11 protein-coding genes and 1 pseudogene are annotated in these 15,423 nt (G+C 36.8%); 1 reads left to right on the forward strand and 11 read right to left on the reverse strand.

Going from position 1 to position 15,423, the window contains the following annotated elements; all coding sequences use genetic code 11:
- Nucleotides 1-994: 994 nt before the first annotated feature.
- Nucleotides 995-1,879, reverse strand: a complete 885-nt coding sequence (locus AC6ER8_RS07160; RefSeq protein ID WP_497078014.1) for an outer membrane protein — start codon at nt 1,877-1,879, stop codon at nt 995-997.
- Between the two features lie 167 nt (nt 1,880-2,046).
- A pseudogene (locus AC6ER8_RS07165) lies at nt 2,047-2,882 on the reverse strand (outer membrane protein).
- On the opposite strand from AC6ER8_RS07165, the gene AC6ER8_RS07170 reads away from it, so the two are divergent.
- Nucleotides 2,803-3,030, forward strand: a complete 228-nt coding sequence (locus AC6ER8_RS07170) for a hypothetical protein (protein ID WP_497078015.1) — start codon at nt 2,803-2,805, stop codon at nt 3,028-3,030. The pseudogene AC6ER8_RS07165 and the gene AC6ER8_RS07170 sit on opposite strands and share 80 nt — an antisense overlap.
- A 236-nt stretch (nt 3,031-3,266) precedes the next feature.
- On the opposite strand, the gene AC6ER8_RS07175 is transcribed toward AC6ER8_RS07170, so the two are convergent.
- From AC6ER8_RS07175 to phoU, 9 genes are all read right to left on the reverse strand, one after another.
- A complete protein-coding gene (locus AC6ER8_RS07175; protein WP_497078016.1) occupies nt 3,267-4,094 on the reverse strand; it encodes an outer membrane protein in 828 nt (275 codons plus the stop codon).
- 336 nt (nt 4,095-4,430) lie between these two features.
- On the reverse strand, nt 4,431-5,264 hold the full coding sequence (locus AC6ER8_RS07180; protein ID WP_497078017.1) for an outer membrane protein: 834 nt from the start codon (nt 5,262-5,264) through the stop codon (nt 4,431-4,433).
- A 1,859-nt stretch (nt 5,265-7,123) separates the two neighbouring features.
- Complete coding sequence (locus tag AC6ER8_RS07185) at nt 7,124-7,450, reverse strand: hypothetical protein (RefSeq protein WP_497078018.1); 327 nt, start codon at nt 7,448-7,450, stop codon at nt 7,124-7,126.
- Nucleotides 7,451-8,566: 1,116 nt separating this feature from the next.
- Nucleotides 8,567-9,187 (reverse strand): ribonuclease D, encoded by a 621-nt coding sequence (locus AC6ER8_RS07190; protein ID WP_497078019.1) that lies wholly within the window; start codon nt 9,185-9,187, stop codon nt 8,567-8,569.
- Nucleotides 9,180-10,574, reverse strand: coding sequence for a M20/M25/M40 family metallo-hydrolase (locus AC6ER8_RS07195; RefSeq protein ID WP_497078020.1), 1,395 nt, complete (start codon nt 10,572-10,574; stop codon nt 9,180-9,182). The genes AC6ER8_RS07190 and AC6ER8_RS07195 overlap by 8 nt, the downstream gene beginning before the upstream one ends.
- An 86-nt stretch (nt 10,575-10,660) precedes the next feature.
- On the reverse strand, nt 10,661-11,536 hold the full coding sequence (gene mutM, locus AC6ER8_RS07200; RefSeq protein ID WP_497078021.1) for a bifunctional DNA-formamidopyrimidine glycosylase/DNA-(apurinic or apyrimidinic site) lyase: 876 nt from the start codon (nt 11,534-11,536) through the stop codon (nt 10,661-10,663).
- Nucleotides 11,537-11,839: 303 nt separating this feature from the next.
- A complete protein-coding gene (locus tag AC6ER8_RS07205) occupies nt 11,840-13,087 on the reverse strand; it encodes an aminopeptidase (RefSeq protein WP_497078022.1) in 1,248 nt (415 codons plus the stop codon).
- Nucleotides 13,088-13,265: 178 nt separating this feature from the next.
- Entirely contained in the window at nt 13,266-14,102 is an 837-nt protein-coding gene (locus AC6ER8_RS07210; protein ID WP_497078023.1) for a cell wall hydrolase, read from the reverse strand.
- A 582-nt stretch (nt 14,103-14,684) separates the two neighbouring features.
- Complete coding sequence (gene phoU / locus AC6ER8_RS07215; protein ID WP_497078024.1) at nt 14,685-15,407, reverse strand: phosphate signaling complex protein PhoU; 723 nt, start codon at nt 15,405-15,407, stop codon at nt 14,685-14,687.
- Nucleotides 15,408-15,423: the final 16 nt, after the last annotated feature.

Consider the following 15,423-nt stretch of genomic DNA (forward strand, 5'->3'; position numbering starts at 1 on the left):
ACGGGGGTACAACCTGCACGTAAAACAAAACGTCCCAAACAGAATATAGGGTATTGCATATTCACGGGTTTGCTTGAAAGAAACATCTCTCAAGGTTATCACCCTCATTTCACGCCGAGCCCCATGAATGAAGGGTATACCGATAAAGCTCCAATAATATAAAATCTATTGAGCTCCCCCATCTTTACGCTAGTGAAAGAAAAAGCCAGCACCATCGTTATATTTACCAACCCTAGAATAGTGGCGACAGACCTTGGCACTTAAAACGATTCATAAGAATCATTTTTATTATATAGTTTTCCCCACACGCCAGCCTTGCTTTTGACGTGCAAGTAAATGATTTTGACGCATTCAGTGTAGATAGATTTGAAATGAGAGAATCTTACGGTATTCGAGCTTTTAATTCAAGTTGGATAACACTATATTATCATTATAAATCAATGTACTATATTCTTTAAAAAACGTCGTCAATAAAAGCGCAAGATATTGAAAAAAATATATAGTCTTTATTATTTAAAAGATACGAGGTGCTTTTGAAAGCCGTAAAGCTAAGTGACAAAAAAGAGGATAAAGTCCAAAGCTGGTTTCTATTTCTAAAACTTCATATTTTTCTAACAGAGGCTGTCTTTTGGTTTTTATGATGAATGGATTACATCATACGCTCGCTCTCATCTGGAATATAGTCTATAAAAGAAGATTAAAGTTAATTACTGATTATAATCTTTTTCTGCTTCTGAGATTCACTAAACGCTTTCCACTTATTTCGTAGAATAGTCGTAGCACTATAAAATTTTATAAATCAGTCATTCTAAAATCAATATGTATATACACCCATTTATCATCCCTATGATATAAAACTTTTAAAGCCTTATGACGTAAAATAATATAAATATAAAGAAATTAAGAGAGATCAAATAGAGAGTGAATGAAATAAAGGCCCCGTTAAACGAGGCCTTCGTATTCTTTCTGTATTTCTAATTTCATTTTTATGAAATTAGAATTTGTAAGCAACACCTACACGGAAGTCATTGGTTTTGTAGTGAAATTCACGTGTATCGGTTGCGAATTTCTTTTTACCAAAATCAGAGTAACGGTATTCAGCACGCAACAAAACATTGTCTGTCATTGCAAAGTCAACACCACCACCTATAGTGAAACCAACCATTGTCTTTGTGTCATCAGCCCAAGTACCACCAGTCAAATCTACAGTTTGCATACTCTTTTCTGGCTCCTGCCCCGCATCTTTCGCCTGAACAGGCTTCTCTCTTTGGCCTTTTCCTGAAACGGATTGAATGCCCTGTACCTGCGCATAGGCAATACCCCCAGCAACATAAGGCATAATACGGTCAAAAGCAGCAAAACCGATACGAACGCGTGTCGCACCAGACCATTTTTCTTTGTAGCTGTGTGTTTCCGTTAGCTGGTCCCCTTTTTTAAACGCTTGGTCACCTTCTAATTCAACCTTAGCTTTTGCAAGGGCATCATTAAAATTTGTTGCTTGCGTAGGAGTAAGAGTGTACTCACGTGCTGTTTTTGTTTTTTCACGGTCTGCCCAAACGGCATCAGTTTCAACACCGAGGATGAGACCATTTCCAAGGTCTACGTTAGAGCCTGCATAAATACCTCCCATGAAACCAGAAGGTTTAGGTGTATTCTCTTTTTTGAAAAGATTTCTGTCTTCTCCTGGAATAGTCACTTTAGTTTTACTTGAAAAGTTTCCAACTTGACCACCGATATAAAAACCTGTCCAAGAAAATGAAGGGGCTGCTGCGATGACGGCTGGGGCTGTTTCATGAGGGATCATGACATCAGCAGCTTGTGCTGCAGAAGCGGAAACCAAAGCGACAACAGAAGTTGCTATTAAAGATTTTGTATTCATAATTTTGCTCCTAGTTTATTTATAAGACAGTGCTACAAGATTACAGAGTGAAAAGCTGTAGTAAAAATGTCACAGTCGTACAAATAAAAAGGAAATAAAATAAAAGAATTATTTTTGATAAAAACTCTTAGAAATTTATTTTTTATTAATAATTTTATTTTATGGGCTTAAAATTTGTACGCGACACGAACACGGAAATTATTGGTTTTATAGCCTAATTTAAGATTATCTTTTTTAAATTCTTTTTTACCAAAGTCTGAATAACGGTATTCTGCACGCAATAATACATTGTCTGTCATTGCAAAATCAACACCTGCACCCAAGAGTAAAACCAATCATTGTTTTTGTTTTATCAAGTACTGTAGCAAAAACTTCTTTACGTGGCTTAATGATCTACCTGCTTTTTTGTTCCTAAAACTCCACCAACACCTTGTATTTACGCATAGGAAATCCCCCCAGCAACATAAGACATAATGCAATCAACAGCTGCAAAACCAATACGAACGTGTATAGCGCCAGACCATTTTTCTTTGAGACCAATGCTCTACACTACCGTATCGCCTTCTTTAAACTTTTGATTTTCATCCAGTATAACACCAACATCTTCACATTTATCATTCAAATCATCAAATTTATCAACTGTAAGAATCTTTGAGGTTGTCTTCTTGTCTCCTCGCTCTGTCCAGACGGCATCGGTCTCAACTCCTAGAATAAGGCATGATCAAGATCTATGTTAGAACCTACAGAGACGTCCCCATGAAATCTGAAAGCTTAAGGAGCCCATCTTTATCAGTCGTTTTTTTGTCTCTAAATCAAATACCACAACTTTACTTGAAAAGTTGCCAACTTGACCACCGATATAAAAAACTGCCCAAGAAAATGATGAGGCTGCTGTAGTAACTGCTGGGGCTGTTTTACGAGAGATGATAACATCTGAAGCTTGTACCGAAGAAGCGGAAATAAAAGCGACAACAGAAGTTGTTATTAAAGATTTTATATTTATAAACTTTGCACCTCATTTATTTATGAGACAGTGCTTACAAAATTACACAGAGAAAAGCTGCCTTTTAAATGACGCGGTTACAGGAAAGGGGGAGTTTGCTGAAGATAAAATCACTGCACAGCTTCCATACCCTTACAACACTTTATAACTTAGTTCGCACCAGAAGTTGTAGGCTATGAACACACATGAGATATTGATCTTACAGCGTCATTATTGACTATCGTTTATGCAAATCTTTTTTAAGAAAATCTGAATAATATCCTTTTACACCCCCAATAAGGACAGAGTGTATAGAGAAGATAGTAATAGAAAAAACAGAGGCTCCGTTTAAAACAGAGCCTCATAATAATTTATTCTATGTTCATCATTTCGTTTTTTACGAAATTAGAATTTGTAAGCAACACCTACACGGAAGTCATTGGTTTTGTAAGAGGTTTTTTCCCCGTCCTTTACAAATGCTTTTTTACCAAAGTCTGAGTAACGGTATTCAGCACGCAACAAAACATTGTCTGTCATTGCGAAGTCAACACCACCACCAATGGTGAAACCAACAAAGGTTTTTGATTTATCAAATGCTTTAGCAGTGCCGATATCTGTATTACCATTTTTTACCTTAATTGAATCGACTCTTTGTACCTGTGCATAAGCAATACCACCAGCAACATAAGGCATAATGCGATCAATGGCTGAAAAACCAACGCGAACGCGTGTAGCTCCAGACCATTTTTCTTTTAAAGAAACGCTATCTATACGTTTGCTTGTATTCGTGATATCATTCTTATCTTTATTTGGAGCATATGCAGGTTTGAGCTTATCAAAATCCTCAGCGAAATCGCTTTCAACAGTTACCGCAGCACCTGTTCTTGATTCTTCACGATCTGCCCAAACGGCATCGGTTTCAACACCTAAAATGAGGCCATTGCCAAGATCGACGTTAGAACCTACATAGATACCACCCATGAAACCAGAAGGTTTAAGTCTCGAGTCTTTATCTGTAATTTTCTTTTTTGATTGTGAATCATATTCATCAACTTTACTTGAAAAGTTTCCAACTTGACCACCGATATAAAAACCTGTCCAAGAAAATGAAGGCGCTGCTGCAATAACTGCTGCTGGGGCTGCTTCATGAGGGACGATAACATCAGCAGCTTGGGCTGCAGAAGCTGCTGCTATAGCAATGACAGAAGTTGTTACTAAAGATTTTATATTCATAAACTTTGCTCCTAATTTATTTATGAGATAGTGCTACAAGATTAAATGAAGAAAAGCTGTAGTAAAAATGATACAGTCACAGGAAATGAAGAGTTTGCTGAAGATAAAAACACTTCATAACCTCGTTTTATACGAGATACTGTGGGCTATATATATAAGTAAATGCTTGATTTAAAATATTAATCTTATTTGTTATTTATTAAAATACTTTTAATAAAATCTAAAAAGTACCTTTTCACATCCACAATAAATATGGGAAGTGTGATAATATAGCAACAAAAATAACAAGAGACTCTATCTTTGACAGAGCCTCTTCGTTATTTAACTGATCATCTGTTAAAATTTGTAAGCAACACCTACACGGAAATCATTGGTTTTGTAAGAAGTTTCATATTTATCATTTGAGAATTTCTTTTTACCAAAATCTGAATAACGATATTCCGCACGGACAATAACATGATTGGTCATTGCTAAATCAACACCCGCACCAAGAGTATAACCAACAAGAGTCTTTGTTTCATCAGACAGAGTACCAGAAGCTATGACTTTGTCTGAATCTTTGTCTGTTATTGAAATCGCTGCCGTATCTTGAAGCTGTGTATAGGCAATACCCCCCGCAACATAAGGCATAATACGTTCAGCAGCAAAACCAATACGCACACGTGTTGCACCAGCCCACTTTTCTTTAAAAGTAAAACTGTGTGTCCGTTTAGCACCCTCTTTAAGTGCGTCTTTACCAATATTAATTCCAGATTCTTTTAAAACCTTCTGAATGTAATTGATGTGATCTTTAGCAATGACATATGTTTTTCCTGTCTTCGTGTCATCTTTATTAGACCACATAATATCTGTATCGACACCTAAAATGAGGCCGTTGCCGAGATCAATATTGGAACCTCCATAAAGCCCCCCTATAAAGCCAGATAGTTTAGGCAAATAATCTTTATTGACTGGAATCTTTTGTCCTTTAGCGAGAATATCCATCTTTGTTTTACCCGAAAAACCACCAAGCTGCCCACCAAAGTAAAAACCAGTCCAAGAAAAAGTTGGAGCAACGATAACAGGAGCAACGGGCGTTGGACTCGGGGGAACAACAACATCTGCTGCCTGCGCTGCTGAAACTGAAACAAAAGCAAAAGCAGAAGCTGTTATTAACCATTTCATATTCATATTTTCTCTCCATAGCTGAATATTTATTTGAACACGTCATGTCATATAGAGCTCAAACTTTAGATATCTGTAGCAAAAATGATACACTTATAAAAAAAGAGCCAATTAAAATACTCTTAACAGCTTGAGCTTTCATGAATAAGAACGATACGATGCCTATGCCCAAATGACCTTCTCTCGTCTTTATAAATTTTTTAAAAAATTGCATCATCCCCCGTGTAAGGCATGTGCTACGCGTTATAAAAAGATAGCATTCTGATTTATAACGAAATTTTTACATTAATTTGTCTGTTATATTGAAGATGTTTTCATTCTAAGCGTTTTATATTTTTTATATTTAAAGAGGCTAAAACCTTCCCATGCACGTTATACAAACAAACAAGGGAATAAAGTCGTTTAAGAAAAAGCTAAAAATGCTTCTTAATAAACGCTCTCAATATTAAGAGCAATAAAGACAATTACAATCTTGAGAACAGTTAAATGCAAGTCTTTCGTTGAGGTTCATACAAATAAATTTATACAAACAACATTTTTAACTTCACCCTTTGCATGAGCAAATGAAAAGGCCATGTAAATATTTTTTTCGTAAAAAAGATACTTATATTACACATAAACAAACTATCGAATACCCCCATGCAATCAGATTACATAAAGCTTCCTTACGCCTGCTCTTTATTTTGACTTTAGGCATTTATTGTTTTGATCTACTTACCATGTTACTGCTTCTCTCAATCTTATAGAAAATCTTTTTCAGAGCTTTAGAATTATTTGTAGGGGATATATTTCGTACTCTTCTGTAGACTCAATTGAAAAGAAGGCCTCGAAACAAACAACGGATATGATAAAAACTGAAATTTATATTAAACTCTTCCGAACACTGAGAAAATGAAAGTTTTTTCTTAAAGCTTTCAAAATAAACCTCGCTCTAAAAATTATCAATTAAGCAAATAATTTGGAAGAAAAATCTCTGGGATTGAATCATAGATAAATAACGTATTGTTCTTAACTATGTCGTTGAAACATAATTCAAAAATAAAAAGTTTATTATACCTTCATGCATGGCCTCTTACTCGATTTGGAACGAGTCATTCTCTCAGATTCTGTCTCTAAACAACCCAGATTTTTGTCGCCTGATTTTTGTAGAGTGAGTTTGTCTTGGTTCTCGCTCATATGATTTACTGGACTGGCAACTCTATGGCCCCAATCCTGCTCTAACTCATCCTTTCCTTTAAAAAAGGAATTATCACGGCGGTTTAAATGTCACGCTTAAATGGTATTTACAGCTTTAAAAGCCCAATCTATAATCCATGAAATTTGTAAGGAAGCAATAAATTTGTAGCGAACAATTGCCATTATACAGTTTTCACTAAAATATCCCTGCCCCCTATCTTTTCCGATGTCAGAACGCCATTGGGTTGCATATTCATACACTCGTTTAAAGAGATATCTCTTAAGGCTCTCACGTCCATTTCGCGACAGCGAACATGAAGGGTATAATGATCATTCCACGGCCCCTATCTTTACACTTATGAAAAAGTAAACCGATGCCCTCCCCGCGCTTTGACAATCCCCCCAACATTGCGTTACCCTTTAGCTCTTAAGGCAGTTCATAAGAAGCATTTTTATTGTATAGTTCCACTCCACATACCTCATAAAGTACAAAGAAATAGCTGTGATCATTCAGCATGTAAAATAATGAACGCTTATTATAAATCAATATACGCTATAAACAGTGTGTTTCACCCTCACCGTGCACAATCATATTAATCTTGGTAAACAAACAGCTCTCCCCCTTTCCAAATGATAAAAAATATCTTTTTTTTCAACTCCCGAGCATAATTACATCTTGATGCTATTTTTTAATAACTCATTGGTCCTCGTGTAAATAGATTTGGTCGACCTTTTTTACCTGGTCCTTTTTTAGGACCTCTTTTTTTACCAGAATGTGAGACTGGGACTAACTGAGCGGCTGTCATACACGGGCTGCTATTTGTACAAACACGTTCCATTTGAACAATTTCAGATAAGATCTTGCTAATCTGTTTCCCTGATGAAAAAAGATCTATAGAAGGAATGGCTGAAGATGCTCTTTGTAGAAAGTTTTGAGACGCCAAAAAAGAAGCACCCTGAGCAACAGAAATGGAAGTAAAAGTAGCAAAAGTTGTCATAAAATATTTTATATTCATAAATTTAACCTCATTAAATATCCATAATGGATTTTTACCTAGTGTCGTCATTGCAAATTTCCAGAAAAAATAGCATATTTATAGATAAAACGTGAAAATCATCAAAAGAACAAAGCTTTGAAGCATTTTAATTTTAAAATAAATACAAATTGCCTTGCTCAGCCAACATAGAAATCATTCATTTGCTAATCAATAAAAGCATAAAGTATCGTCTGGAAGAAACAACACAAGTATCACATCAATATATTGATTTATAAATATAATTTATCGTTATTCATATTAAATTGTAACTCTGAATACCATAAAATTCTCTTATTCAAAATCTGTTTCAAGTTGAATCAATCAAATTTATTTGTTTGCACATTACAAGATGTGCTGCGTGTGTGAATAAAAAACACTCAAGAAAAAACTAAAAATACTTCTGATAGATGCCTTCAATATTAAGAATAGAAAAGACGATTACAATATTTGCTATGAGCAAAGTCATGTAATGGTACCGCCTTGTTGCTCCACAAGCATAAAGATGGGAATACTCAATAAATTTTAATATTGGGGCCTTATGCTCTTCATGAGTGCCTCTACGAAATGGGTTTGGATGCTTTAAGAAAGGTTTCTTTTAAAAAGTACGTGAATACGCAATATAAATATTCTGTTTAGAGCGTTCTGTTTTGCATGAAAAATTTTATGCTATTAAAGAGCGTTAGGTAATACATAATCTCCATTATTTAACAGGCAATACCTTAGCATAGTTTTGAAAGACGTAAAGCAGAATTAAGAATGATAAGAATGGGCATTGGTTTTACATTAATGCCTTCATATTCTCAGCGAATTAGGCCATATACCGATTTCAGAGATTAAAACCTTCCAACCTCGCATATGTTCCCAGACTTTCCTCAACATTACTTTTTCAAATAAAGACCGTTAAAAACATAAAAAAGAATGGGCATAAAAAAGCATAAGGCCGTAAATGCATTTTTATTGCCTAAACTTCAACTAAAAGAGCGTAACGATATCATAAAATACTCTCATAAAAAATAAGAGGATAAAATGCCGATAATGTGGGCATTTTATCCTCTTGCATTAGTAATTCATCTATTTAAAAGCCAATTTTCAAAGTTAGCTATGCGCAAAAATATCAACTTCTGACCACCCTAAAAGGTCAAGTCTAGCTCTCATAGGCAAAAACTGAAAACATGCTTTGGCAACATTTTCTCGCTCTTCGCGTTTTAAGCGCTCTTCAAATATAACTTTTAAACGATGCAAATATAATACATCCGATGCAGCGTATTCAATTTGTGCCTGTGATAACTTTTCTGCCGCCCAATCGGAAGATTGTTGCTGTTTGGAAATATTCACATTTAGCAATTCACTACAAATTTCTTTCAATCCATGACGATCTGTATAGGTACGCGTGAGTTTTGAGGCAATCTTTGTGCAAAAAACGGCTTCCGGCATCACGCCAAATGTATGTGCTAAAATAGCAAGATCAAAACGCCCAAAATGGAATATCTTGGTGACTGCGTTATCTTTAAGAAGCTTGACCAAATGAGGCGCACTCTTTTGTCCTTTAGCAATCTGTATAATATCAGCAGTCCCATCTCCAGAAGAAATCTGAACAACACATAAACGATCACGATGTGGTTGTAATCCTAAAGTCTCCGTATCAATCGCAACAGCATCAGTTTTATAATTGTCTAAGTTTGGCAAATCACCTTGATGAACGCGAATATCAGCCATTCACCCTCCTATTTGCTAAAGCAGTAAGAATACGTGCCCAAGACCGCTGTCCCTTATGAAATGATTTTAGATTATACTTTTCATTAGGCGAATGAATACGATCATCAGCCAATCCAAAACCAACCAAAAGAGTTTCCATACCAAGAATTGACCGAAAATCTGCAACAATTGGAATCGAGCCCCCCATGGCTGTCAAGACAGCAGGAACTTCCCACTCTTGTGATAAAGCTTCCTTTGCCGCTTTGGTAAAAGATGAAGTATCAGAAAGCTGAAGTGCCGGAGAAGAGCCATGATTCTTAAATTCAACCGTACAGTCAGCAGGAATCGCACCGCGGACATAATCACGCAATGCTTGACGTATTTTCTCTGGATCTTGCTTATGGACCAGACGACATGATACTTTTGCACTCGCTTGAGAAGCAATAACCGTTTTCATTCCTTCTCCTTCATACCCCCCACTAATACCATTAAATTCCATGGTAGGGCGTGCCCATACAAGCTCTAAAATGCTCCGACCTTTTTCACCAGCTGGAACAGAAAGACCAATAGGACCAAGAAAACTTTCAGCAGTACAATCAAGCTCATTCCATGATTGTAAAATATGTGGAGGTGTTTCTTCTACGCCATCATAAAAACCAGGAAGTGTTACCTTATTATTTTCATCGTGAAGTCCTGCCAAAATTTTAGTTAAAATACGAATGGGATTGGCTGCTACTCCTCCAAAATAACCGGAATGCAAATCACGATTTGCTGCAGTAATAATAATCTCTTCTGCCATAACTCCCCGAAGAGAAAGAGCAATAGATGGTGTATCCGCGTTCCACATTGACGTGTCACAAACCAATGCATAATCTGCCTTAAGTTCATCTTTATTTGCTTTTAAAAAAGGAATAAGAGAGGGGGAAGCACATTCTTCTTCTCCCTCAAATAAAATAGTAATCTTAACAGGAAGCTGTCCTGTTTCTTTCTTATATGCACGACATGCTTCAATAAAAGTCATCAACTGACCTTTGTCATCAGAAGCTCCGCGAGCACAAATAACTTTTTCTCCATCTCTCTCTTTTAAGGAAGGATTAAACGGATCATCTTCCCATAAATTTAACGGATCAACAGGTTGAACATCGTAATGTCCGTAAAACAATACATGTAAACAATCCTCTGAAGGTCCTGGATGATGCCCCACAACCATTGGATGACCCGGTGTATCACGCCGTGAAGCCTCAAAACCAATGCTTTTTAAGTCTTCTACTAACCAATCAGCTGCTTTACGACATTCATCCTTATAAGCAGAGTCTGTAGAAACTGATTGAAAACGTAAAAGAGAAAAAAGGCGCTCAAGGCTCTTTTCTATATTCCCATCAAGATGTGTTAGTACTTTATTCAGCATAAAAAAAACCTCTCAAGCCTTGTATTTTCGTATAATTGTCAGATCTTGACTTTAAGCTTCTTATCGGATTTTGCAAGACACCTTATTCATTTTTGACATTGTGAGCAGTAAAAACTTGAACGCCCAGCCTGTAAAATACGGAGTATAGGCGTTCCGCATTCCAAACATTCCTTGCCTTCTCGTCCATAAACCGAAAAAGCATGTTGAAAATAACCAAGTGAACCATCTACATGCGTATAATCACGTAAAGAAGAGCCACCAGACAAAATGGCTTCAGAAATTACATTGCGTATATTCTGTGCTAAAGAATCTGCAAGTTCACGTGCATGTAGGTTTTTTGATGCCAATGTAAATGCCCCACGCTGTGGAGATAAGCGACTCCGCCAAAGTGCCTCACAAACATAAATATTCCCAAGACCCGCAACGATAGACTGATCAAGTAAAGCCCCTTTGAGAGACATTTTTTTATTAACAAAAGCCTTTTGTAAATAAGGACCAGAAAATGCATTACTCATAGGTTCAAGCCCTAACTTATTTAAAAGCGGATGTTCAGAAAGCTTGTCTGTATCAACTAAAAGTATAAACCCAAAGCGACGCACATCATTATAAATAAGATGATAAATTTCACCATCCTTGGCTTGAAGAACCATAATGAAATGGTCATGCTTAACCAATTTACTCGTCTTTGAAAAATCTTTTCTTAAAAGATCATTCTCTATACGCCATGAGCCCGACATTCCTAAATGGCTTAAAATCGTTTCATCCTGAGAAAGATGGAATAATAAATATTTCGCACGCCGACCAAGTTCTATAATTGTTCTGCCAATAAGACGCTCAGAAAAAGCCTCAGGAAAAGGAAAACGCAAATCTCTACGATTAAGCTTTACAGAAATTATCTTTGCATCAGTGACAACAGACTCAAGTCCACGACGAACTGTCTCTACTTCAGGAAGCTCAGGCATCAATCCTCTTTAATAGTTATGCATTTTTTTAATGATTTATGCACTTTCCAATCATATCACCGATAAATTGACTACCCCTCCATCCTTAAAGAACAAAGCCCCCCACCCCAGTTGTGGTCTATAAACAACCCAAGTTCTCGTCAAATGGACTTCTCTTGGCTTCCCAATCATGTGATTGACTTAACAAAATATTTTACAGTCAAGCTCTGCCTTGAGTATCCAACACGTACTTTAAAAATACTTAACGTATCCAGAGAGCCTCCATCCCCTATCTCGAATGACGTGTTTCACACCATAACAGGATTAAGCCCATTCACCCTTACGAAAAATAGGAACTCTCATACCATCCTGCCTAATGCCATCTATATCAATTTCACCGGAGCCAATCATCCAATCAATATGAATAACACTTTTATTACCACCCCGTGCTGCAATTTCTTCTGGTGTCAATGATGCACCATCTAAAAAGCATTTGGAATAACATTGCCCTAAAGCAATATGACAGGCTGCATTTTCATCAAATAGGGTATTATAAAAAAGAAGATTACTCTTAGAAATGGGTGAAGAATGAGGCACAAGAGCAACTTCACCCAATCGGCTTGCCCCCTCATCACTTTGCAAAACCTGCCGTAAAACTTCCTGACCTGCTGATGCACGGGCCTCAACAATACGCCCTGCTTCAAAACGCACTTCAATATTATCAATCAGTGTTCCTTGATAGGAAAGTGGCTTTGTTGAGCGAACAAATCCTTCAACTTTATGAGCATGAGGCGTTGTAAAAACTTCTTCTGTTGGAATATTGGGATTGCAAACAACACCATTTTGAGCAACAGATGCCCCTCCATGCCATTCATGATCATCAGCCAAACCAACCGTTAAATCAGTCCCTGGTCCTGTAAAATGCAAGGCAGAAAAACGCTGCTCATTCAACCAAGATGACCGTTTCTTCAAAGTTTCATTATGGACAGTCCACGCCTGCACTGGGTCTTCCCCTGTAACACGTGAAGCAGAAAAAATTGCATCGGCTAACTTTTTTACCGCTTCATTAAGTGGTAAAGAAGGAAACATCGCTTCAGCCCATCCTATTGTTGGGTAAGCAACAATCGACCAATTGATAGCAAAATTTGATATTTTTTTGAGAGCAGGTTGATAAGCCAGCGAAGTCGCCTTATTCAAACGCGAAACTTTATCAAAATCTTGATTGGAAAGGAGCAAAGGATTATCACCTACTATCGCTAAACGTGCAGCCCCATTTTCAAAAGCTTTCGCCATTCCCTCATAAAGCCAAGAAGGTGCACAATCAAAACTAGCCGTATGGGCATTTTCAAAACGTGTAAGCGATAGCATATCATCGCTAAAAATTGGTGTAATGACACCAGCACCAACCTTATAAGCATGATAGGCAATACGTCGAACAAAAGGTAATGCTGAAACTGGAGCCGTCAAAACAAGATCCTGCCCCTCTTGTAAATTAAGCCCCACTTTTACCGTAACTTCTGCAAGACGATTAAGCAATTCAGGAGAAATTGTCTCATGAATATCAAAATACATTACCAATACCCTTCTTTAAATAAAGACATTCCTTACGCCGTCATATTCTAAATTGTTTTTTCAAAACCTTTGAGTTCACTTTCTCTACGTATATTTATACGTTTTATTATCGCTAAAGGGTTTACTTAATGCATTAAACCGCAATAGCTGTATATCCCTTCTTCGATCCTGAAAAAAATTACAAGTTTCTACGTCGTTTTTCTAACATTGCAACAATTGCATTTAACTGATCTGATGAAGGCAATGCCATAATCGTTTTATTTTCTTCTTTCTGAACTAAATGTTGAGGTGCATAAGAAGGAATGGGAACTTTATCAAGCCGAACCATAGCAAAAGACTTAGGCTGCACTGCCTTGGACTGTGCTACTTCTGTCGAAGGAGACGCACCTTTTTCTGCCTTTATTCCCTTACTTTCTAAGCCTTCATCGATAAAGCTAGGTAAATGACCAGATCGCTCTTGAGCAAAAGCATAAGCAACATCATAAGGACGATTATTGGTAGGAACTTGAAGTGATCCATCACGTGATCGTTTTTCATAAAAAGCATTGCCCCCTGCAACATGAACATAGTGCATGTTTCTATAAGGAAAAGACAAACCTGCGGTGTGAAAAAACTTAGCGTATTTAACTTTCTTATCTCGCTCCCCCCGTAAAACAGCATCAGCAGCCTCTCTTACACGAGCAACAGATGCTTTCTCCGTCATAGGACGTGTTAAAACACCAGGAGCAAACTGCTTATATTGGCCAACAACACCACAAATTGTCTTGGGATAGGCCGTTGAATTAACACGATTCATAACAACTGTCCCAACGGCAATCATTCCTTCACGACTTGAGCGATTTGATTCAAAATACATCGCACGCATAAGGCACTGGCGCTCTGACAATGGATACGGAACTGTTTTTGTCCTCTTATTATTTACTTTGCCAGCCTCTAAATGATTTGCTGCACACCCCACAACAACCAACGGCGCTACGCAACAGGTAACAAAAACATTCCAACGATTTTTTTTCATCTTATGCAACACATTCCTATAATCTCTGGCCTATAATCTCTAAGCTATTAAAATTTTGAAATGAGCTTTAAATGTATCTCTTAATAAAGTACACAGCTAATTGTTAGCACTCAGTAAAATTTTAATACAAGTGGTAATCAAAAACTATCTATGCAAAATAAAAAATAAAAAACTCTTAATTTATAGATCAATATTGTCGCTCCTACAAATATAGACTATAACACCCTCCATCTTTCAATCGCAATAAAATAAAAGAATATGCCTGAACACTCACCCCTCATTTTCAATATGAAAAAGACTTGGGCTGCAAAACCCTCTACATCAATATTAAAAAAATAATACAGATACCCCCTTTAATATTTTAATAATGACCAGAAAGAAAACGCCTCTCCGGCTACACTATGCGTGATGGTATCATCCGATATACAAATATGTCAAATCAAGAGTTAACAAGCCACCATGTTAACCTGAAAAAACTCTTTTTTGCTTTTTTGATAATATGGTTATTACATTCTTTCTATAGCTGTACTGTAAAAAAGATTGAATATATTTATAAGCTTATTTTAGACAGCTAAGAAAAATTTAATCTATTTTCTTCTCGCCTATCCCAACTTTATAAGTAAGGTCATCGCGAGGACGATCAGAAGACATATGATAACCTGTTATGATATAATGCAACATCTCAGCGATATTGGTAACATGATCACCAATTCGTTCAATATTCTTTAAACAAAACAATAAATGCGTACAAACCGTAATATTGCGCATATCTTCCATCATATATGTCAAAAGTTCACGGAAAAGAGAGGTATACAAAGCATCAATCTTTTCATCACGCTCACGCACAGCATCAACACGCTCTAATAGGCGACTCGTATAAGCATTTAAAACTTCTTTTAATTGATTGAGCGCTAAAGCTGTAATTGTTTCAAGACCATGATAAAAGGAGGCAGATTGACGTATTTCTGAAAGAGCAACAGTCCTCTTAGCAATATTTTTAGCCATATCCCCAATGCGCTCAAGATCAGAAGAAATACGAATGGCTCCAATGATTTCACGCAGATCTACAGCCATCGGCTGGCGTTTGCAAATAATAGCAACCGCTTTTTCATCAATGTCACGTTCTGCTTCATCTAAAAACACATCATCGGCAATCACTGTTGTTGCGAGTTGAAGATCACTACATACAACCGATGCAACAGAACGTTCAATCATTCTTTCTGCATGGCTCCCCATTTCTGCAATCCTTGCTTTTAGATATTTTAGTTCTGCATCATAAGAACGAACAGTATGGTTCATAGACATCTTTTACACTCCTCAA

The organism is Bartonella sp. SL320, assembly GCF_059687635.1.

Excerpts from the sequence above, each read along its gene's own strand:
- AC6ER8_RS07160 (WP_497078014.1), bottom strand. The coding sequence starts at position 1,879 with ATGAATACAAAATCTTTAATAGCAACTTCTGTTGTCGCTTTGGTTTCC.
- AC6ER8_RS07170 (WP_497078015.1), top strand. The coding sequence starts at position 2,803 with ATGATAACATCTGAAGCTTGTACCGAAGAAGCGGAAATAAAAGCGACA.
- AC6ER8_RS07175 (WP_497078016.1), bottom strand. The coding sequence starts at position 4,094 with ATGAATATAAAATCTTTAGTAACAACTTCTGTCATTGCTATAGCAGCA.
- AC6ER8_RS07180 (WP_497078017.1), bottom strand. The coding sequence starts at position 5,264 with ATGAATATGAAATGGTTAATAACAGCTTCTGCTTTTGCTTTTGTTTCA.
- AC6ER8_RS07185 (WP_497078018.1), bottom strand. The coding sequence starts at position 7,450 with ATGAATATAAAATATTTTATGACAACTTTTGCTACTTTTACTTCCATT.
- AC6ER8_RS07190 (WP_497078019.1), bottom strand. The coding sequence starts at position 9,187 with ATGGCTGATATTCGCGTTCATCAAGGTGATTTGCCAAACTTAGACAAT.
- AC6ER8_RS07195 (WP_497078020.1), bottom strand. The coding sequence starts at position 10,574 with ATGCTGAATAAAGTACTAACACATCTTGATGGGAATATAGAAAAGAGC.
- mutM (WP_497078021.1), bottom strand. The coding sequence starts at position 11,536 with ATGCCTGAGCTTCCTGAAGTAGAGACAGTTCGTCGTGGACTTGAGTCT.
- AC6ER8_RS07205 (WP_497078022.1), bottom strand. The coding sequence starts at position 13,087 with ATGTATTTTGATATTCATGAGACAATTTCTCCTGAATTGCTTAATCGT.
- AC6ER8_RS07210 (WP_497078023.1), bottom strand. The coding sequence starts at position 14,102 with ATGAAAAAAAATCGTTGGAATGTTTTTGTTACCTGTTGCGTAGCGCCG.
- phoU (WP_497078024.1), bottom strand. The coding sequence starts at position 15,407 with ATGTCTATGAACCATACTGTTCGTTCTTATGATGCAGAACTAAAATAT.